At 38.4% G+C, this 20,707-nt stretch carries 21 protein-coding genes and 1 other annotated feature; of the genes, 9 read left to right on the top strand and 12 right to left on the bottom strand.

Annotated features, from left to right (window positions below; translation table 11 throughout):
- Positions 1-17 precede the first annotated feature (17 nt).
- From hisH to J3U37_RS08280, 8 genes are all read right to left on the bottom strand, one after another.
- Complete coding sequence (gene hisH / locus J3U37_RS08315; RefSeq protein WP_220219501.1) at positions 18-605, bottom strand: imidazole glycerol phosphate synthase subunit HisH; 588 nt, start codon at positions 603-605, stop codon at positions 18-20.
- Positions 605-1,672, bottom strand: coding sequence for a bifunctional histidinol-phosphatase/imidazoleglycerol-phosphate dehydratase HisB (gene hisB, locus J3U37_RS08310; protein WP_220219502.1), 1,068 nt, complete (start codon positions 1,670-1,672; stop codon positions 605-607). Before hisB ends, hisH begins: the two co-directional genes overlap by 1 nt.
- A gap of 8 nt (positions 1,673-1,680) precedes the next feature.
- Complete coding sequence (gene hisC, locus J3U37_RS08305; protein WP_267374288.1) at positions 1,681-2,739, bottom strand: histidinol-phosphate transaminase; 1,059 nt, start codon at positions 2,737-2,739, stop codon at positions 1,681-1,683.
- Between the two features lie 9 nt (positions 2,740-2,748).
- Positions 2,749-4,050, bottom strand: coding sequence for a histidinol dehydrogenase (gene hisD / locus J3U37_RS08300; protein WP_267374286.1), 1,302 nt, complete (start codon positions 4,048-4,050; stop codon positions 2,749-2,751).
- 7 nt (positions 4,051-4,057) lie between these two features.
- Positions 4,058-4,957: an ATP phosphoribosyltransferase gene (hisG, locus tag J3U37_RS08295; protein WP_267329386.1), complete on the bottom strand. Its 900-nt coding sequence runs from the start codon at positions 4,955-4,957 to the stop codon at positions 4,058-4,060.
- 38 nt (positions 4,958-4,995) lie between these two features.
- Positions 4,996-5,121 (bottom strand) — a sequence feature (His leader region).
- A gap of 550 nt (positions 5,122-5,671) precedes the next feature.
- Positions 5,672-6,082 carry a DoxX family protein gene (locus J3U37_RS08290; protein ID WP_220219506.1) on the bottom strand — a complete coding sequence of 137 codons (411 nt, stop codon included), beginning with the start codon at positions 6,080-6,082 and terminating at the stop codon, positions 5,672-5,674.
- Between the two features lie 414 nt (positions 6,083-6,496).
- Positions 6,497-7,324, bottom strand: coding sequence for a phosphoenolpyruvate hydrolase family protein (locus J3U37_RS08285; protein ID WP_220219507.1), 828 nt, complete (start codon positions 7,322-7,324; stop codon positions 6,497-6,499).
- A 14-nt stretch (positions 7,325-7,338) separates the two neighbouring features.
- Entirely contained in the window at positions 7,339-8,547 is a 1,209-nt protein-coding gene (locus J3U37_RS08280; RefSeq protein WP_220219508.1) for a Tm-1-like ATP-binding domain-containing protein, read from the bottom strand.
- A 199-nt stretch (positions 8,548-8,746) separates the two neighbouring features.
- Between J3U37_RS08280 and J3U37_RS08275 the strand changes: the two genes are divergently transcribed.
- Complete coding sequence (locus tag J3U37_RS08275; protein ID WP_220219509.1) at positions 8,747-9,364, top strand: TetR/AcrR family transcriptional regulator; 618 nt, start codon at positions 8,747-8,749, stop codon at positions 9,362-9,364.
- Between the two features lie 432 nt (positions 9,365-9,796).
- On the opposite strand, the gene J3U37_RS08270 is transcribed toward J3U37_RS08275, so the two are convergent.
- Together J3U37_RS08270 and crcB are read right to left on the bottom strand one after the other, a co-directional pair.
- A complete protein-coding gene (locus tag J3U37_RS08270; protein WP_220219510.1) occupies positions 9,797-10,195 on the bottom strand; it encodes a cell division inhibitor SulA in 399 nt (132 codons plus the stop codon).
- 103 nt (positions 10,196-10,298) lie between these two features.
- Positions 10,299-10,679: a fluoride efflux transporter CrcB gene (crcB, locus tag J3U37_RS08265; RefSeq protein WP_267374284.1), complete on the bottom strand. Its 381-nt coding sequence runs from the start codon at positions 10,677-10,679 to the stop codon at positions 10,299-10,301.
- Positions 10,680-10,973: 294 nt separating this feature from the next.
- On the opposite strand from crcB, the gene J3U37_RS08260 reads away from it, so the two are divergent.
- The 8 genes from J3U37_RS08260 (at position 10,974) to hxlB (ending at position 17,911) form a co-directional block, all read left to right on the top strand.
- Positions 10,974-11,582 (top strand): riboflavin synthase subunit alpha, encoded by a 609-nt coding sequence (locus tag J3U37_RS08260; protein WP_267374282.1) that lies wholly within the window; start codon positions 10,974-10,976, stop codon positions 11,580-11,582.
- Positions 11,583-11,981: 399 nt separating this feature from the next.
- Entirely contained in the window at positions 11,982-13,958 is a 1,977-nt protein-coding gene (locus tag J3U37_RS08255; protein ID WP_267374279.1) for a BglG family transcription antiterminator, read from the top strand.
- A complete protein-coding gene (locus tag J3U37_RS08250; RefSeq protein ID WP_220219514.1) occupies positions 13,948-14,403 on the top strand; it encodes a PTS sugar transporter subunit IIA in 456 nt (151 codons plus the stop codon). Before J3U37_RS08255 ends, J3U37_RS08250 begins: the two co-directional genes overlap by 11 nt.
- Positions 14,404-14,434: 31 nt before the next feature.
- Positions 14,435-15,772: a PTS galactitol transporter subunit IIC gene (locus J3U37_RS08245; protein ID WP_220219515.1), complete on the top strand. Its 1,338-nt coding sequence runs from the start codon at positions 14,435-14,437 to the stop codon at positions 15,770-15,772.
- Between the two features lie 14 nt (positions 15,773-15,786).
- Positions 15,787-16,071 carry a PTS sugar transporter subunit IIB gene (locus J3U37_RS08240; protein WP_220219516.1) on the top strand — a complete coding sequence of 95 codons (285 nt, stop codon included), beginning with the start codon at positions 15,787-15,789 and terminating at the stop codon, positions 16,069-16,071.
- A gap of 114 nt (positions 16,072-16,185) precedes the next feature.
- The gene (locus tag J3U37_RS08235; RefSeq protein ID WP_267374276.1) at positions 16,186-16,701 is read left to right on the top strand and encodes a YjbQ family protein; all 516 of its coding nucleotides are present in this window, start codon (positions 16,186-16,188) and stop codon (positions 16,699-16,701) included.
- A gap of 13 nt (positions 16,702-16,714) precedes the next feature.
- Positions 16,715-17,371: a ribulose-phosphate 3-epimerase gene (locus J3U37_RS08230; RefSeq protein WP_267329379.1), complete on the top strand. Its 657-nt coding sequence runs from the start codon at positions 16,715-16,717 to the stop codon at positions 17,369-17,371.
- 3 nt (positions 17,372-17,374) lie between these two features.
- Positions 17,375-17,911: a 6-phospho-3-hexuloisomerase gene (hxlB, locus tag J3U37_RS08225; protein ID WP_267374274.1), complete on the top strand. Its 537-nt coding sequence runs from the start codon at positions 17,375-17,377 to the stop codon at positions 17,909-17,911.
- Between the two features lie 416 nt (positions 17,912-18,327).
- Here the strand turns inward: hxlB and mmuM are convergent, their stop codons facing one another.
- Positions 18,328-19,272 carry a homocysteine S-methyltransferase gene (gene mmuM, locus J3U37_RS08220; RefSeq protein WP_267374272.1) on the bottom strand — a complete coding sequence of 315 codons (945 nt, stop codon included), beginning with the start codon at positions 19,270-19,272 and terminating at the stop codon, positions 18,328-18,330.
- Complete coding sequence (mmuP, locus tag J3U37_RS08215) at positions 19,262-20,662, bottom strand: S-methylmethionine permease (RefSeq protein ID WP_220219521.1); 1,401 nt, start codon at positions 20,660-20,662, stop codon at positions 19,262-19,264. Before mmuP ends, mmuM begins: the two co-directional genes overlap by 11 nt.
- Positions 20,663-20,707 lie beyond the last annotated feature (45 nt).

Raw genomic sequence — 20,707 nt, 5'->3', positions numbered from 1 at the left:
TGGGTTAGCCGTCATTGTTACATCTCCAAAAAGTTTTTCAGCAATTTTGCACCGGCCGAGCCAGAACGCTCGGGATGAAACTGAACACCGTAAAAGTTGTCTTTTTGTACGGCAGCTGTAAAGCTTTCGCCGTAATTGGTTTCTGCGATAGTTGATGAGCATAATGGTAAGGCGTATCCATGTACGAAGTAAAAATAAGCACCATCAGGAATATCTCTAAATAGATGATGACCGGCTTTAGGGTATACTTGATTCCACCCCATATGAGGTAACGGTAATCCGGTATCCGGAATTTTCGCTACTTTTTCATCAATAATACCTAACGTGTGAACATGTCCTTCACTACTATACTCAGCTAACAGTTGCATGCCAAGACAGATACCAAGCACTGGCTGAGTACAGACTTTAATAAGGTCGATTAAATTGCGTTGTTTTAATTTTTCCATTGCCGCCGAAGCTGAGCCAACGCCCGGTAAAAACAGCTTATCAGCGTTGATAACGACATCGGGGTCAAGGCTAATAATGGGTTGATAGCCAAGCCTTTCAATCGCATATTTTACTGAGGCCAGATTGGCACAACCCGTATCTAAAATGACGATATTCATTACAAAACTCCTTTTGAACTAGGTAGTCTATCACCTTCGATTTTAATTGCTTGCTTAAGCGTTCTGGCAAAGGCTTTAAATAAGCTTTCAATTTTGTGATGATCATTATCGCCTTGCGTTTCAATATGGAGCGTAATACCCATTGCATAACTGATTGAGTAAAAAAAGTGTTCCACCATTTGGGTACTCATATCGCCCACTTTTTGATGGGTAAACTGCGCTTTAAAGACCAGATAAGGACGACCAGATATATCCATTGCACATGTAGCTAAACACTCATCCATAGGGATGACAGAAGCATAACGTGTAATGCCTCGTTTATCACCTAGCGCCAATTTTAAGGCTTCACCTAAAGCTAAACCGGTATCTTCAATCGTGTGATGATCATCAACATGTAAATCACCTTCAACTTGAATATTGAGTTTAATACCACCGTGTGTCGCAATTTGGTCAAGCATATGGTCAAAAAAGCCGATACCGGTATTGATTTGGCTACCACCTTGCCGGTCTAGCCAAACTTCAACAAGTATTTTGGTCTCTTTAGTATTACGTTGCACTTTTGCATAGCGATCAGCGGTGGTTAATCGTTGGGCTATTTCATTCCAGTTAAGGGTAATTGGGTCATAACGTAATCCGTTGATCTGCATATTTTCAGCAAGTTGAATATCCGTGACCCTGTCACCAATTACATAACTTTTTGCTTTGTCGAGCTTTCCACTGGTTAAGTAAGGTAAGACTAATTCAATCTTAGGTTTTCGACATTGACAATTATCTTGCGGAAAGTGTGGGCAGATTAACACTTCTTCAAAATTCACCCCTTGAGATGCAAAAATTTGCATCATCAAATTGTGTGGACCGTCAAAACTCGCTTGCGGGTAACTGTCAGTACCCAGACCGTCTTGGTTGGTCACCATGACCAACTTATAACCCGCTGCTTGTAATTTAAGTAGTGCCGGAATGACATTCGGTTCAAATGCTAGTTTTTCGAAACTATCAACTTGAAAATCAATTGGCGGTTCAGTAATTAAGGTTCCGTCACGATCGATAAATAAATATTTTTGTAACATGATTGCTCCTAGTTTATCGCTTTAAGTGCAGTGATCACCGCTTCACATTCGCTTTGAGTACCAATAGAGATGCGAATCATATTATTTTGTCCGGTGGATTTACTTTGATCACGCAGAATAATGCCTTGATCCCATAAGGTTTTAAATACGTCTTTACCTTCTTGAAATTTAACACATAAATAGTTAGACCAGCTAGGGTAAACTTTTTCAACTATTGATAATTTATTGAGTGCCACGATAAATGTCTGTTTTTGGTTATTAAGCTTTTCGACATTTTGTCTCATCGTCTCAATCCCTTCTTTACTCAGTGCTTGACTGGCAATATCAGCGACCGGCGTGGCTAATGGATAAGGCGCAATCACCTTTTGTAAGGCGTCGATCACCGGTTTGTTAGCAATGGCAAAGCCACAGCGCAATCCCGCTAAAGCAAAGGCTTTGGATAATGTTCGTAAAATCACGAGGTTTGGGTACTCGTTGAGCCAACTCACCACAGATGATTGAGGAGTAAACTCAATATAGGCTTCATCAATCACCACTAAAGCACGATCATTTGCCAGCTTGAGCAAGCTTTTAATATCTTCCGGTTTTATCAAGTTACCGGTTGGATTATTTGGCGAACAAACGTAAATTAATTTAACGGTATCAAGATTTTGCGCAATGGCTTGTAAATCAAGCTGCCAGTCTGATGTTGTCGGTACCGTTTTAATTTTAATGCCTAGCGTTTCAGCACTGACTTGATACATACCGTAAGTTGGCGGGCAGTATAAAATACTGTCTTGCTCCGGTTCGCAAAACGCTCGCATCAGTAACTCTATTGCCTCATCGGCACCACGGCTAACAATTAATTGTTCACACTGTACGCCGGCATATTGCGCATAACGCTTTATCACTTGCTCCGGTTGCGGTTCCGGGTAGCGGTTTAATGTTTGCTCGGTTAATTCAAAGTGAGGTGCAACAGGGTATTCGTTGGCATTAAGCCATACATCGCCTTGACCACCAATGCGGCGAGCAGATTGATACGGCGTCAATTTTTGTACATTTTTTCTGACTAATTGATTAATATCCATGTTATTTACCTACTTTTGATTGGTTGCATTTAATGCCGCTAAACGAAGGGTGACCGCTTGTTTATGCGCGGTGAGTTGTTCAGCTTGCGCCATAAGTTCAACCGCATTACCAATTGCTTGCAAGCCTTCCGGCGTTAATTTTTGAACGGTCATGCGTTTTTGGAAGTCAGCTAATCCTAAACTTGAGTAGGTAGCAGTGTAACCATAAGTCGGTAATACATGGTTGGTGCCCGATGCATAATCGCCGGCTGATTCAGGCGACCAGTCACCTAGAAAAATCGATCCGGCACTGGTTATCTGCTCGACAAGCTCGTCGGCATTTTGGGTTTGAATGATTAAATGTTCAGGTCCATAACGGTTACTGATTGCAACACATTGCTGTAAATCTTTAGTGACAATAAGTCGGCTTTCTTGTAACGCTTTTTCGGCAATCGCCTGGCGTGATAATTGTGCTAGCTGTTTGTCGACTTCGATTGATACCGCTTGTGCGATTTTTTCATCCGGCGTCAGCAGTACCACTTGCGAATCGGGGCCATGTTCTGCTTGAGATAATAAGTCAGCGGCAATAAATGCTGGGTTAGCTGAGCTATCAGCGATAACCAGAACTTCTGAAGGACCTGCCGGCATGTCGATTGCCGCACCGTCAAGCCGCTGGCTAATTTGGCGTTTTGCTTCGGTAACGTAGGCATTGCCTGGCCCAAATATTTTGTCCACTTTCGGAACGGTTTCAGTACCAAATGCCATTGCTGCAATCGCTTGCGCGCCACCTAATTGATAGATTTCTGTCACACCACACAGCTCAGCCGCATAAAGAATTTCGTTAGCAATTGGTGGCGGTGAGCAGAGTATCACTTTGCGGCAACCAGCTATGCTTGCCGGGGTTGCCAGCATTAATACTGTAGAGAGTAGTGGGGCTGAGCCACCGGGAATGTAAAGCCCCACCGAGTCGATAGGTCTTGTGACTAATTGACAGGTGATGCCGGGCATCGTTTCAACCGTTATCGACGGTTTAACTTGTGCTTGGTGAAATTTTTTAATATTGCTCACCGCTAATTGCATCGCCTGTTTTAGTGCCGGATCAACTTGAGCGGTTGCGGTTTTAATCTCATCTTGAGATAGCTTTAGCTGATTGATTTCAACTTTATCAAACTGCTGACTTAACGCTTTTAAAGCGACATCGCCAGTTTGTTTTACCTGATCTAAAATGGAGCTAACCGCTTGACTAATGCTATCAGAAGCCGCCATAGCGGGGCGAGTTAATAGCTGCGCTTGTTGTTGCTCAGTACATTGTTGCCAGTAAGAGAGTTTCATAGTTGTTTTACTCCATCATTTTTTCAATTGGTAACACAAGGATTGAGCTTGCGCCTAATGCTTTTAACTTTTCCATGGTTTCCCAGAAAAGCGATTCGGAGCTTACCATATGGAGGGCAACTCGATTTTGTTCACCGGTTAATGGCAATATTGTTGGATTTTCAGCACCCGGCAATAATGCAACCACCTCATCTAATACTTCGGTTGGGGCATGTAGCATAATATATTTAGATTCACGAGCTTGTATCACCCCTTGCATACGGGTCATTACTTTGTCGATTAATGCCTGTTTAGTCGCTGACATCTCGCCGTCACGTTGAATTAAGCATGCTTTGGATTTATAGATTATTTCGATCTCTTGTAGACCATTTGCTTCAAGCGTTGCACCACTTGAGACTAAATCACAAATCACATCCGCCAGTCCGGCACGAGGTGCGACTTCAACCGATCCATTAAGCAAACAGGTTTTGAAGGTAACATTATATTGAGCGAGGTAACGACGGAGTAGGTGAGGATAAGTGGTGGCGATTCGTAGGTTATTTAAACATTCAGGACCGGTATAGTTAAAATCTCTTGGCGCTGCAATCGATAGTCGGCATCCACCAAAATCTAACCGACGTAATTTTTTATATTTAGGATCTTCGCCTTCAGCTTGTCTATCAAGTACTTCTTCTTCAAGCACATTTTCTCCGACAATACCGATATCAACCACGCCGTCAATGACTAAACCGGGGATATCATCATCGCGAACACGCAAGATATCAATTGGCATATTTTCGGCAAAGGCAATCAAGCGTTGCTCTTGTAGATTAATCTTAATGCCACATTGTGCCAGTAACTTTTTCGATTCGTCACTTAAGCGCCCAGATTTTTGCATTGCTATACGTAAACGTGAATTATCCAACATATTATTCTCCAACTTATCCAAAAAAATTTTAAACCACAAACAAAAAACCCTCGGAAGTTTGATCTTCCGAGGGTTTTCTATTTGCTTTCGCGATATCACCGGAAGACCAAATGTCTTCCAGCACCAATCGCCCGAAGACTATTCAGGAATGATGGTGATGATGATGTTTAATAACTAAAACGCAAAAACAATTCATAAAATTAAAACCATTAATTTGATTTACTGTGTCAATTAGTGAACAAAATATAACAGAAATTATTTACTCGCAACTATTTTTTTTAATTTAATAAAAAATAGTTACCTACCATACTACCTTGTTCAGTAAGAGAGCATGGCGTTGGATAGCTAAACAGCGGATTTATTAATACCTGCACAAATTGCCGTAATAGTCGTATAGTCAGCCTAAAGCGATTGTTAATGAGGTGATATTGGGTGAGTTTGATGCTGATAAGATTCATGATTATTCAAAGCACGGTAATCTTATTTGAGGTATGACTAGCTTATGGTCGATACTTGAATGAGATTGCGAAAACTGAGCAAACTCATTGAGATAGATTATTGAAATAAATATAACAAAACTGACTGAAAATTATTTAGATTATAACAACAGGATTTATAAAATGCGGAAGGTATATGTTTTGACCTAAAACATATACCTTCTAAGTAGCATTATCGATTGAATTTGAGGGTATCAATAAAATTGGTTACCAGATTTTACTCTGCCAATTGCGGATATTTATGTCTTAATACGCTATAACGCCCATTGCCTAATAGCGCAAGACTGAGGGCGGTAATAGTCATAAATGCCGGATATTCCCAGCCGCCGCCAGTATTGGAAAATTGCCAACCATTGCCATAATGGATAAAGGTAATAACCAACATTTCAATCACAGCGATAATAGCGATAACACGGGTAAAAATACCTAGCAGTAACAACGCACCGCCACCAATTTCAAACACGATTGCAATGTAGGCTGTAAAGCCAGGGAAGCCAAGAGATTCAAAATATTGTGAAGTACCGGACGGGGTAAAAACCAGTAATTTTGTGAAACCATGAACCAAAAACATAACACCTAAAGCAATTCGTAAAAAAAGTGCTGCTAGATCAGTTTGATATTGTTTCATCTTTATTTTTCCTATATTTAAGTTAGCAAAATAACATCAATTGATAATGGTATAAAATGATACTAATGGCTATTACTCGGTCAAAATAGGATAATACGAAGTGATTGTTTCATAAATTATGACAACTTGTAAAGTTATACGTGAATTTAATCGCCATAATCATTGTGATAAGTCATAGAAAATCATACCGATGCTAGATAAACTTAAAACGGCAACCAAGCAAAAAAATTCAGCACGCATTATTTAAACACTCTCTCGTCAGTAATCATTAAATTTATTCGATCAATAAAATGAAGATTAATCGTTTTGGCAAACCGAGGATAATTGAAGGTGATAAGCGTTAGATTAGTAGGGGAGGGTTGGAATAAATAACGGGCTACATTGCTGTAGCCGTTATTGCTTTCTTCATTATTGTTAGCGACGAATAAGTTTAAATTGTTCTGTAGTTTGCTTTAAAGCAACTTCTGTAGGTAATCGTTCCATGGAACTAGCACCATAAAAGCCGTTACAGTCCGGACAGTTTTGTAAAATATACTGAGCATCTTCAGGGGTAGCAATTGGACCACCATGACAAAGGATAATAATATCCGGGCGAATCGCTTTAGCTGCTTTTGCCCATTGATTAATTAATGGTACACAATCAGCAAGCTTAAGTGCTGTTTCAGCACCAATACTACCACCGGTGGTTAATCCCATATGAGGTACTAAAATATCAGCGCCGGCTTTTGCCATATCAATGGCATTTTGCTCACTAAAGACATAAGGTGTTGTGAGAAGATCTTTTTCGTGGGCTTTACGAATCATTTCAACTTCTAACGCGTAACCCATGCCGGTTTCTTCTAAGTTAGCTCTAAAATTACCGTCGATAAGTCCAACGGTTGGGAAATTTTGCACACCGGCAAAACCTGTTTCTTTTAATTTATCTAAAAACTGATCAAACATACAAAATGGATCAGTACCATTAACACCAGCAAGCACTGGTGTGTTTTTTACTACGGGTAAAACTTCTTTTGCCATATCCATGACAATTTCGTTAGCATTACCATAAGCTAAAAGCCCTGCTAACGAACCACGTCCAGCCATACGATAACGACCGGAGTTATAAATAACGATGAGATCTATGCCACCTGCTTCTTCACATTTAGCTGATAATCCTGTACCTGCTCCACCACCAATAATAGGTTGACCTTTTGAAATCATGTCATGGAATTTTTTAAGCAATTGTGCACGTTTACTACTCATATATTCTCCAAATGTTATTTCATAATATTGGTAAATTCATTGATAACAAGATCACAAAACTCTGGTGAGTTGATGTGATAAGGCACTTTAATTAATTTTCTATTTTCGGTTTGATTAAAAACCTTCTCAAATTCATCAATAAATGCCTTATTTGCTTCCGGTGACCAAAAAGCACCACCTTGAATATCTAAAGCTGAAAATCCACCTTCAGGAATAATAAATGTTACTTTGCCTTGACATTTGTTGAGTTTGGTTGCTATCCAATTCGCCATTTTTCGGTTTTCTTCCGGCGTTGTTCTCATCAAGGTTACTTGTGGGTTATGCGGATAAAATAAGCGATCTTGATATTTTTGCGGTATCGTATCCGGGCTTGAAAAATTGACCATATCAAGCGCACCGGTCGATCCGATATAAGGAACTTGGCTTCTTTCAATCGCACCAAAGCGATCTTCATCACAAGCGAGTACGCCGTCGAATAAATGGTCGCATACTTCAGTTGTGGTGATATCAAGCACACCTTGCAGTAAATGGCTATCAGCCAATTTTTCCATTGCTTTACCGCCACTGCCGGTTGCATGAAAAACCAGACAGTCATAGTTGTCATGAAGTTTTGCTGTGACAGACTGTACGCAAGTGGTGGTAACCCCAAACATGGTCAAACCAATAGCCGGTTTATCCTCAACGGCTTCTTGAGATTTAAATAATACTGCGCCGGCAATAAAATTAGCGGCGTTTGTTAAAACTTTACGTGAAATAACATTTATGCCGGCAATATCGGTGACGGAGTACATCATGGCAATATCACTGGCGCCAATGTAACCGGAAATATCACCCGATGCCATGGTTGATACCATTAATTTTGGTACACCGACCGGTAGTGATTGCATTGCTGGGGTAATTAATGCTGTTCCACCTGAACCACCCAGACCTAAAATTGCAGCAACATCCTTTTGCGCCATTAAAAATGATTTAAATGCACTTGCCATAGCTACAATGGCATTGCCTCTATCGGCATTAAAGATTGCTTCTTTTCCATTGGGATGAAAATTTGCGACGGTTTCGGATGAAATATCTGCGAAGTGATTGTATTGATGTGAAAGAGTTGAAATATCGACTAACTTACAAACGAGATTCTTTTGTACAAGTAAATTCTTTATAAAAACGGCCTCTTCACCTTTGGTGTCAAGGGTTGTTACCAAATAAATCGTGTCCTGTAATGCCATTTATTTCTCCTTGTTGGATATAAAGTCGAACTCAAAACATTAACCAAACGAATCCAGGTTAGTGGTACATTATATATAAAATGAGACTAAAGTCTCATTTTTTTTCAAAAAATATGCTTTAAAAATTTAAAAAAAATGCAGTATTATAGGCGCCACCTACATTAAACCTTCAAAAAAAATTCTTAGGCGAATATATCTTATGGCTTTGTTTCAACAATATACTGGAGCAAAAAAGCGAACTTTTCATCGTTTAATTAACACAGCATTGGAAGCACTAGAGGAGGGCGGTGAATTAACCATTACCGAACTTGCCGATAAATCAGGTATATCAAGAGCGACAGCTTACCGTTATTTTCCGACGCAAAGTGATTTGATTGCGGCGGTGGTTGAATGCTCATTAGGTCCTATCTTTTATTGGAAGTCGGATAAATCCGATTGTCAGGAAAGAGTCAATGATTTTCTGGCTTTTGCCTTTCCGCAGATGTTAAAACATGAAGGCGCTTTGCGTGCTGCTTTGAGAATATCTTTACAACAGTGGGCAAATCAACGGCGCAATGTTGAACCTCAAAAGAAAAAGTTTGTACGGGGTAATCGTAAAGAGATACTACCGTCTATATTGCAACCGTTAAAGTTTGAATTACCTGAAGAGTTATACCAAAAGGTCGTTTATGCTATTTCGGTAGTCTACGGTTCAGAAATCTTTATGGTATTAAAAGATATTTGGAACTTAAATAATCAACAACTGATATCTATTGCCCAATGGATGTCTAAAGCAATCATAAATCAAGCCCGACAAGATGCATTAAATAAGCAATAAACACCTTATTGCATACATTTTTTATCTACTTTAAATGACTTAACAAAACGATAACCGTTATTTTAGTCAATCATTAGTAAAGTTTAAAATACAAAACAATTGATAGTCGATCGTTCATTAGCCATACAATTGCAAGCGAAGTTTTGCTGTTGTTAACTGCACTTTTTCGATAAGTGTGATCGTTTCATCGTGTTTACAGATTGAACGTCAAACAAAAAAAGCGTGCGGTGGCTAATGTTATATTTGAAATAATGATAATGCTGTAGAGGCATTATCTATTTTAGGCTTGATTGGTCGAATTAAGGTTAAGCGATCAGTAGAGTAATAACGTTATTTATTATTCTACTGACGTACTGTCTTAGCATGATTAATTCAGCCGTGGACTCAAATACGCCTGCATGAAAGTAGGCGTATTGTCTTATCATGATCAAATTAATGGTAGGCGACAGGTTGTTCACTCAACTGATCGTGAACTAAAAGTAAGCATGTATCGCTCGACAGTACCGCTTGCTCAAGACGCTGTTTATCTTGATCGTTGAGTTGGTTGATGCAAGCAACCACATAACTGCAAGTTTTGCTTTGCAGTGCTTTTTCGATAGTGGCAACTAAACTTTCGTCTTTTAAATTGCTTAAATGCACCACTTTTTGCTTATCAAGGCCGGCAGTATTAATCCATGACCGTTTTAACATTGGGCGATCAGATAACCATAATTGCCATTTTTTGGCTTTATTGAACGATCGTAATAACGGGCGTTGTTGTTGTAAAATTTGTTGAAAAGGAGATTCAAAATCTATCGCCGTTAATTGGGGCGTTGAATGTTCAATAAGCATAATAACCTCGATACTGTATTTGTATACAGTGTATATTAATACAGTATTTTAAGGTTGTAAACTCTCTTGATGTCGATTTTTTGAAATATTTTTGATTAAGTCATTAGCATGTTCGTAAAATTTGATAGGACAATATTCCTAAAAACGTCATCAAAACTGACCCAATCACATGAACGGCAATCATTGTCAGCCCTAAGGTATAACGGCCTTCTTGCAAAAAGTTAACAATTTCGGCAGAAAAAGTAGAAAAGGTGGATAAACCGCCACAAAAACCGGTTATGACCAATAATCGCCATTCGGCGGAAAGATTGGCGTGATTAAAAAAGGCAATGGCAAAGCCAATAATATAACCGGCGATCAGGTTTGACAGTAGCGTGCCTAAAGGTATCGCAAAGGCAATAAGATTAAATTTAAGTGATAAAAACCAACGCAACAAACCACCAGCGACCGACCCGACTGAAATGGCTAAAATAAGTTTTAGCATAATTAATTCCTAATCATTTAAGGCGTAATGATATTGGCAATAGCATCTAAATGGCAATCATTAACCAGCCTGATTTCAATAGATAATTGTAGGATGATGATCATAACAGTTGCATCATAAAATGAATATCTTTTAATCCAAGGTCGCCACGCTTTTCAATCGATTGAATTATTTTTGATTAAGAATTAACAAGTTAAATTGGTTATCGCAAATATCCGATGAATTAACAGGAAATCGACATGACATTAGGCTAGAATAACCGCCAAGAGTCAATATAAACAGGATATAAAAGATATGTTTACCGGTATTGTACAAGGCGTTGGACAAATTATTGATATTGTTGATCGTGATAAATTAAGAACTTATAAAGTCAAGTTACCTAAATCGTTAACCGCTAAGATTGAAATTGGCGCTTCAATTGCTAATGACGGTTGTTGTTTAACGGTAACCAAATTTGAAAATGATACGGTTTGGTTTGATATCATGCAAGAAACGCTCGCCTTAACTACGTTAGGCAGGAAACAGATTAATGATTACGTTAATATTGAACGTAGTGCCAAATTTGGTGATGAAGTGGGGGGGCATATAATGTCCGGGCATATCTCTTGCACTGCAACAATTGAACGGATTGAAAAAACACCGACCAACTGCACCATGCATTTAACCTTGCCAGAACAGTTTATGAAATATGTGTTATACAAAGGCTTTATCGGCATCGACGGAGCCAGTTTAACCATTGGCGAAGTGACGCAAAATGGGTTTGATATTCATCTTATTCCAGAAACTTTAGCAATAACAACGCTAGGCAATAAACAAGTTGATGATAAGGTCAATATCGAAATTGATTCGCAAACACAAGCCATAGTCGATACTGTTGAAAGAGTGCTGGCAACCAAAAAATAGACAAATTTAAAAACTTAAAGCTAATGGCGCTTTGCGGGTAATACACTATTATGATCAGCCAATACTAGCGCGAAGCTTAACGGTTTTTATCTATTTTGTTTGATGATAACAAACATCGACTGCGCTGTAATACTATGATTAACCGCTTTACGGCGGTTTTTTATTCGATCAAACAAAGCAAGCTTGCACACATTTCCTGCCCATTTTAAACCCATTTCATTATAGCCAATCTATGATGACGCATCTCATCATAAAGCTGCTCCCGCCTTCTAATTATGACATTTGCTTCCATATTAATGCGGAAAAAAATGTCATCGCCTTATTTATTCAACTCATTATACTTTTTACTAATCAGTCAGAAAAAATATTGCAACAACAGAGATAAAAGGGAGTGGGGGAATGGACAGGCAAATCGATTTACTTAAGCTACTTTTTAATGAATCGGCATTTAAACCCGCAATCTATTTTAGCGCAAAATTATCAATTTCAACCAAAACCATTTATGCAGATGTTGAAAAGCTAAATCAGCAGTTAGCAAAAGCCTTTAATACTGAAATTTTTATTGAAAAATCACCACGCAAAGGGCTTATTTTAGTCGGTAAAAAACAGCCAATTGAACCAATAATTTGTTACCTTGAGCAACACAATACCCATGGGTATTTTAATAAAAAAGCTCGCCGGTTAACGCCTGAGTATCGACGGTTGGATATTGTAAAACGTTGCTGTTTAAATCATGAAACCCTCTCGCTTGAGCAGTTATCGAATGATTATATCGTCAGTAAAACTTCGTTACATAAAGATATCGAGTCTATTAATCGCTTACTAGAACAAGAAGGGGTAACCATTAAAGTGACCCACAAGCGCATTATTGTTCAAGGTAAAGAGAGCCAAATACAGCGAGCTATCAAATATTTTCTCTCCGGCTATGTTAATAAACAAGACAGTGTTTATATCAATCAGTTGATGATGTCACTATTTGGCGATAAGTCCTTTGAGCAAATTAGCCAGATACTACTTAACCACGATGAATCGTTAGTTCAACAAACATCAGAATACTATCTATCCTCTTTGCTTATTGCGATAACCATTTTATTAAAAAGGCTCAAATTAGGTTTTACCATTGATGAGCAAGAAGATTTCTTATTTAACCACATCCGCTATATGCAATCTTATTTGATTGCAGTTGATCTGACTAAACAGTTCGAAACGACTTTTGTCGTTAACTTTGCAACCAATGATATCAAATATCTAAGTAAACTCTTTTTTGCGCACCGTATTTTTGATGAATCACTCAAAGTTGATAACAGCTTTTATGAACAAACCGTTAGGCAAATTATCAAAAAAATTAGCGATATTGAGGGGGTTGATCTGAGCAAGGATAGCAAATTATTTCACTCATTGTTATCTCACTTTCCACCCATGATCACTCGTATGCAAAGACAGATCAGAGTAAATAATCCATTGCTAAATGAGATAAAACAAGAGTACTCAACGCTATTTAGTGTGCTTTGGTATGCGTTATCGGACTTAGAGCGCAAATTTGATATTCGCCTTAATGATCATGAAATATCTTTTTTATTGATCCATTTTCAAATTGCCTTAGACAAAGCCGCTGACGCTAACAATATTGTGATTATCTGCCAATATGGTTGCGCTTCGTCTAATTTAGTGCTGAGCAAAGTGCGTAAATTATTACCGTCAAAGGATAATATCGAAGTTTTTTCCGTGTCAAAATTAGCCTCGACCGATTTAACCAATGTCGATTTAATTATTACTACGCTCGATATTCATAATGTTAATAAACCGATAGTGAAAATATCATCACTATTAAATACTCATGATTATCAAAAGATAATGCAAGCTTATGCGGATTATGTGCTTAATCGCCCCAACAATTTTGCCGATCAGATAGGTCACTATCCCGCAATAGCAAAATTTATCATGCCGGATTTAATACAACTTCAAGTTGATATTCATCACAAAAGCGATTGCCTTAATCAATTAATCACCCTGCTTGAAGATAACGGCTATGTCACAGATCGTTATCGGCAATCAGTACTCCAGCGTGAACAGATTGGCGATACCTCTATTGAAAAGGATATTGCTTTACCCCATGGCTCCCCGATGTTTGTTTGCCGTTCGAGCATCGCAATTATGACCTTAAGTAAACCAATTAAGTGGGGAATGATCGATATAAGCGTCATTATTATGGTCAGCCTTTGCGAGCAAAATATTAGTAATATCAATGATGTTTTTACTGAGATTTATCAGATTGTGTCAAATAAAGCGGCGATATCGAGGCTAAAAAATATCACGAATTTTAAACAACTAAAACAATTTTTGGATAATCAAAGAGGAATGAAAGATGTACTTTGATAAACAGTTATGCCTATTTGATATTGAGGCAACAAATCAGCAAGAGATCTTAACTACCATGGCACAAATGTTATACGTGCACGGCATGGTAAAACAGGATTTTTTAGCCGGAATTTTACAAAGAGAACAACAATACCCTACCGGATTATTGGTTAACTCAACTGGTTTTGCTCTGCCGCATACCGATTCATCAAAAGTTAATCAATCGCAAATCTGTTTTGCATCATTAAAACACCCGATTATGTTTTCAGCCATGACAAATGAGCAGGAGAAAGTTGCCGTCAAATTTATTTTTATGCTGGCAATGAAACAACCCCATGAACAAGTTGAAAACTTACAGAACTTAATCGCTTTATTCCAAAATGAACAACAAATAGCCCGCTTAACAACATGTCATTGCGTTAACGAATTTATCGCTATTTTAGATCAAGCAGGCGTGAACTAATGCGCCTTTTCTTTTATTCAAGGAGGTACAAATGGAGAGTGTAACTAGCATTTTTCAATGGTTAATTAATCTTGGTGGGGTAGTTTTTTTACCTATCATTATTTTTGTCATTGGTCTTTTTTTTCGGGTCAGTTTTTCCAAAGCGTTAATGTCGGGCATCACGGTCGGTATTGGTATTGTTGGATTAGGTTTAGTGATTTCATTATTGTCAGATACCTTAGGGATCGCCATTCAAAAAATGGGTGAACAATATGGCACATCATTAAGCATAATGGATATTGGCTGTGGTGTTGGCGGACCATTGGCGTTTTCAACGACACTGGGATTATTACTTATACCGGCCTCACTTGTGATCAATTTCTTATTTATATCCTTAGGCTGGACACGGACATTAAATGTTGATATCTGGAACTTCTGGTTTGCTATTTTCTTAGGGTTGGTTGCTTATGCGGTCACAGGTGAATATTGGATCGGGATAATCGGCGCTGTTACTGCGGTGATGTTGCAATGGTTGTTAGCTGATTTACTGCAAAAACCGATTAGCTCGTTTTTTGGTTATCCCGGCATTGCAATCACCCATTTAATGGCATTATCCGGCGCAATTGTCGCCATTCCACTCAATTGGTTATTTGACCGCATCCCTGGATTAAATCAGCTCAATGCCGATTCAGAAACATTAACCAAAAAATTTGGTATTTTTGGTGATACGGTTGTAATTGGATTAATCATCGGCTTAGTCGTCGGTATATTGGCAGGCTATGATGTCCCTAAAATTGGTCAATTAGGGATCTCAACGGCAGCCATTATGAAAATCATGCCCAAAATGGTTGCCATGTTTATGGAAGGCTTACTACCGGTTGCCGATGCCGCTCGTGAATTTACCCGAAAAAAACTCAATGGAAAACAGGTTAACATCGGTATGGACGCCGCATTAACAGTCGGTCATCCTGCCGTTATGGCAACCGCTTTAATTATGGTGCCGGTCTCATTACTGCTGGCGTTAATTTTACCAGGCAACAAAGTATTACCCTTTGGTGATTTAGCTTTTTACGCTTTTGGCATCTGCCTAATGGTCCCTTTTTTCAAAGGCAATATTGTCCGTTCAATTTTGGGCGGAACAATCTATTTAGTGATATGCCTGTATATGTCAACTTGGTTAGCGCCGATTATTACCGACGTTTTTCATTTAGCTAATTACGATGTGGGTATGGCTGGCACCGTTAGCGTTATCTTATGTGGATTATGGCCAGTTACCTTATTTGTACTGTTACTAAATTATTTGGGTTATTTAGGATTAATAGGCTTAGCGCTTGTGATCTTATGTCTACTTATCTATATCAACAAAATCAAAAAAATTGAAATGTATTAAAAGGAAAACAAACGATGAAAAAACTATTAATAATGTGCGGAGCAGGGCATGCCACATCAACGATAGCAGTCAGTAAGGTAAACAAGTGGTTGGCGGATGAAAACCGCTTAAATGATGTCACTATTTATCAATCCAAAATTGCCGATGAACTTAACAAAATTGACGCTTATGATGTCGTTGTCAGCACAACCATTGTTCCTGAGTCGATAAAAGATAAAGTGCTAAATGGGTTACCTCTATTAACTGGTGTCGGGCTAGATGAGTTTTTTGCAGAGTTAAGCAAACGTTTAGCGGTTTAGCACTATTTATCAGATTAATTCCCTCGTTAATATTACTCTGTTTTGGTTAACTCAACTTGCGGCATATAACGCAGAGTGATTAAAAACGGGGGAGGAGAGAGCAGAGCGTCAAAAATGAAAATCTATCATCATACTTTAACGATCAGTACAGTAGCTGGTCGGCACTCTTATCATGATATTAGTAATGCACTCGATCAGTTTATGCAACACGCTAATATCCAAAACGGGCAATTAACCATTGCCACAACGCACACCACTTGTTCTTTATTTTTTGAAGAGTCAATGCATGACACCAACTTTTATGGGGACGAGCTTTTACATGTGGACATTAATAATATTTTAGAAAAAATAGTGCCCAAAATGACCAGTGAAAACCAGTATAACAGCCCGGGACCAAAACATATTGCCTTTGGTTTAAGTTTAAATAACCCCCATTATCCTGCCGAAAAATGGGTAATGCTAAATACCGATGCCCATATTAAATCCTCATTATTTGGTAGCTGTTCATTGGTTATTATCGTCAAAAATGGCAAGCCGTTACTTGGCTCACTTGGACGAATTTACTTTGTCGATTGGGATACGTTGCGAGCAAGGCAACGTACAGTAAATTTGATGCTTATGGGGCTTTAAATAAGGAGTCATTATGTTGTTGTCACCCTCATTATTTAATTCCGATCTCTATCTGATTAAAGACACCTTATCCACCTTACAAAGCTGTGGGATAAGTGATGTGCATATAGATATTATGGATAATCACTATGTGCCAAACTTAGGTTTTAATAGCGAATTTATAGCAAGTTTAAAAAAACATACTCACTTTAAGGTCGATTGTCATTTGATGATTGAAAAACCGGAACTATCGATTATGGATTTTATTGCCGTTAAACCTGATATTTTGACCTTTCATTTTGAATCAACTGTTCACCACGCTTTTGTAATCGACAAAATTATCAGTTATGGGATTAAAGTTGGCATTGCGATCAATCCGTCAACACCGGTCGCCGCACTAAAACTGTTATTGCCGATTGTTGATCGTGTATTAGTGATGAGCGTTAATCCGGGACAAAAGGGAGAGCGTTTTTTACCCTTCACGCTGGCGAAAATGGCTCAATTGCAATCGGAAAAGATTAAGCATAATTACCATTACGATATTCAAGTCGACGGTAATATTACCGATGCAAATTTATCAGACTGTTTACAAGCCGGTGCGACAAACATTGTATCCGGTGGCTTTATTTTCAAAAACAATGATATCCAAAACAATATTGCTAAGTTAACCGCAATCATGGCACAAGGATAAAATATGCAAATTAAAACCATACTTAACAATATATTAGATGAAATTACTGCACAGATTGATCATATTGAGCAAAATCAGTTAAATCAATTTTGTGATGCTATTATTGCTGCCAATCACATTTTTTTAGCCGGAACGGGGCGATCGGGTCTAATGATTAGTGCTTTTGCCAATCGCTTAATGCATTTAGGATTGTCAGTAAGTGTGATTAACGAAATCAGTAAGCCCAAAGCCAATGGGGATGATGTGCTGATACTGGGTTCCCATTCCGGTGAAACCGCAAGTTTAATTGCTTATGCCAAACAGGCGCAAAAGCTGGGAGTGAAAGTCATTATTCTAACCGGTAATGCCAACTCAACATTGGCGAAGCTGGCCGATAGCTGTGTGACTGTCAAGATTGAATTATCCCATTTTACCCAACCCATGGGCAGTACTTTTGAACAACTAGCATTACTGATTTATGATAGCGTGATTTATCGATTAATGGGGCTGTTACATCAATCGCCTGAACTGATGAAGTCAAGGCATGCCAATATTGAATAACGTCACATAATAAAAACATATCAAATAGTGTATTAGTCAGTATTTGATATGTTTTATACTTAAACATATACATTTTCTGAAAGTTCTTGACGAGAAATATTGGTGTTTATGCAAGGTAAGGGGATAGATTCTTAATAGGTCTACTATATAAAAAGCTTTATACTTAAACATATACATTTTCTGAAAGTTTTTGACAAGAAGCTATGAGTGTTTATGTCTGGTACTAGAATAGATTCTTAATCAGTTTACTATATAAAAAAGCTTTATACTCAAACATATACATTTTCTGAAACTTTTTGACAAGAAGGTATTAATGTTTATGTATGGTACTGGGATAGATTCTTAATAGGTCTATTATATAAAAAAGCTTTATACTTAAACATATACATTTTCTGAAACTTCTTGTCAAAAAGCGGTTACATTTTATCTTTTAATAATCGGGCTATTTGGGCAATATCATCCGGCGTTGTTTGACAGCAGCCACCGATCAATTTGGCACCCAATTCTATCCAGCGGGGTAATTGATTGCTAAAAGTGCAATTATGGCTATGGTTTGCATGCCATTGTTTAGTTGTTGGATCATACTGTTCACCCGAATTAGGGTAGATAATTAATGGTTTTTGAGTCAGTGTGCTTAATACTTCAAGGGCAGGGGTGACTTTTTCCAGCGCAATACAGTTAATACCAATACTGACAATTTGATCACAACCATTTAAAAATTCGATAACCTCAGTTAATGGGGTGCCGTCACTGAGATGATGTTCATCTTTTAACGTTAGAGAAAACCAACAGCTAATCGCCGGAAAATTAGTGATAAGTTTGGCTAAAGCTTTAATTTCAGCAAATGAAGGCAGTGTTTCACATGCCAACATATCAACCTGCGCTTCAATTAAGGCGGTTATTCGCTCAATATGAAAATCAATAAAAGCCGCTTCGCTAAGTTGATAATCGCCAGTATATTCGGAACCATTTGCCAAATAGGCACCATAAGGGCCGACAGAGCCGGCGATAATGAGTGGTTTATTGAGCCCCGTTTCATTTAAATAGCGTTGTTTTGCTTGTTTAGCAAGCTCAACGCTTTTTTTAATTAAGGCAGTGGATGTTGTTAAATCAATACCTTTTTGTGCAAAGCCTTGCGGTGAAGCTTGATAGCTGGCTGTAATGGCACAATCGGCGCCGGCTTTAAAGTAATCATAATGGACTTGGCTGATAAGTTCCGGTTGTTCAATGAGCACTTTGGCTGACCAAAGGCTATCATTAAGATCGCATCCTCGGCGTTGTAGCTCACTTGCTAAAGCGCCGTCGATGATAATATATTTTTTCTGTTTTAATAGTTGGTCAATTAGGTTATTACATTTCATTTTTAACTGCTCGTTTTTGATAGACTTGAGTAAAATGGTGCGCAATAAAGCAGAAAATGACAAAAGGAATACCACAATATAACGCGATGCGCTGATTCGGATCGAACGCTAATCCGACACAAGCAACTAAACAAAGTATAAAGCCCAAAATGGGAACGAATGGATAAAATGGTGCTTTATATTTTAACGATTTAACTTGAGCATCAGTGAGTTGCTTCCTAAAAAAGTAATGAGAAGCGCAGATACTCAGCCAAACAGCAACGACCGCAAATCCAGAGATCGCCGTTAGCGCAACAAATACCGTGTCGGGCGCAATCACACTGGAAAAGAGTGCTAATAATCCCCCTAACATACTGACTATAATTGCCATAGTTGGAATACCGTTGCCAGTGAGCCGGCTAAAACACTTAGGTAAAGTCCCTTGATTTGACAGAGACCATAACATTCGACCAGAGGCATAAAGTCCCGAATTAGCGGCGGATAAAATAGCGGTGATAATAACAAAGTTATAGATATCTGCGGCATAAGGTAAACCAATATTTTCAAATACCTCAACAAAAGGGCTTTTTATTACTCCTGCTTGATTCATCGGGAGTAAAGCGGCCAGCACAAAAATGGTGCCAACAAAGAAAATTATCAGTCGTAAAATCGTTGTTTTTATCGCTAATGGAATCGTTTTTTCCGGATGATGTGTCTCACCGGCGGCAATGCCAATAAGTTCTGTTCCAGAAAAAGCAAAGTTAACGGTGACCATTGTCATAATAATTGGGGTGATACCGTTAGGGAACCAACCATTTTCAGTAATATGATGTAAAAATGGGGCTGGCATGTTGTTCTTCATTGGAATAAAACCAAAGATTGCAGCGCTACCTGCGATAATAAAAACAATAATGGTGATAACTTTAATGATTGAAAACCAAAATTCACTTTCGGCAAAAAATTGTGAGCTAATAATATTTAACGTAAATATAACGATACAAAAAATTAAGCACCAGATCCATACCGAAACCTGCGGGAACCAATATTGCATACATAAGCCGGCAGCAGTCAGACTCGAGCCTAGCGCAACTGTCCAAGTGAGCCAATAAAGCCAAGCAACCGTATATCCCGTAGCGGGACTGATAAAGCGTGAAGCGTAAGTATGAAAAGCACCCGTTTCAGGCATGGCAACGGCAAGTTCACCTAAACATAACATGACTAAATAGACCACTAAAGCGCCAATTAAATAAGCAATAATTGCCCCTATTGCGCCGGCAGTGGCAATGATATAACCCGTATTAAAAAAGAGTCCTGTACCAATGACCCCACCTAGTGACAGCATTATCAGATGCCTTGTCTTCATGGTCCGTTTAAATTGATTTTGATCTAACGACGAAGGTTGAGTATTCATAGGGATGTTTCAATGTTGATAAATTAAAAATAATATTCCACTAGC

The sequence above is a fragment of the Gilliamella sp. B3172 genome, from assembly GCF_026536465.1.
Classification (GTDB): domain Bacteria; phylum Pseudomonadota; class Gammaproteobacteria; order Enterobacterales; family Orbaceae; genus Gilliamella.
This window is presented reverse-complemented; position numbering and strand designations above follow the sequence as displayed.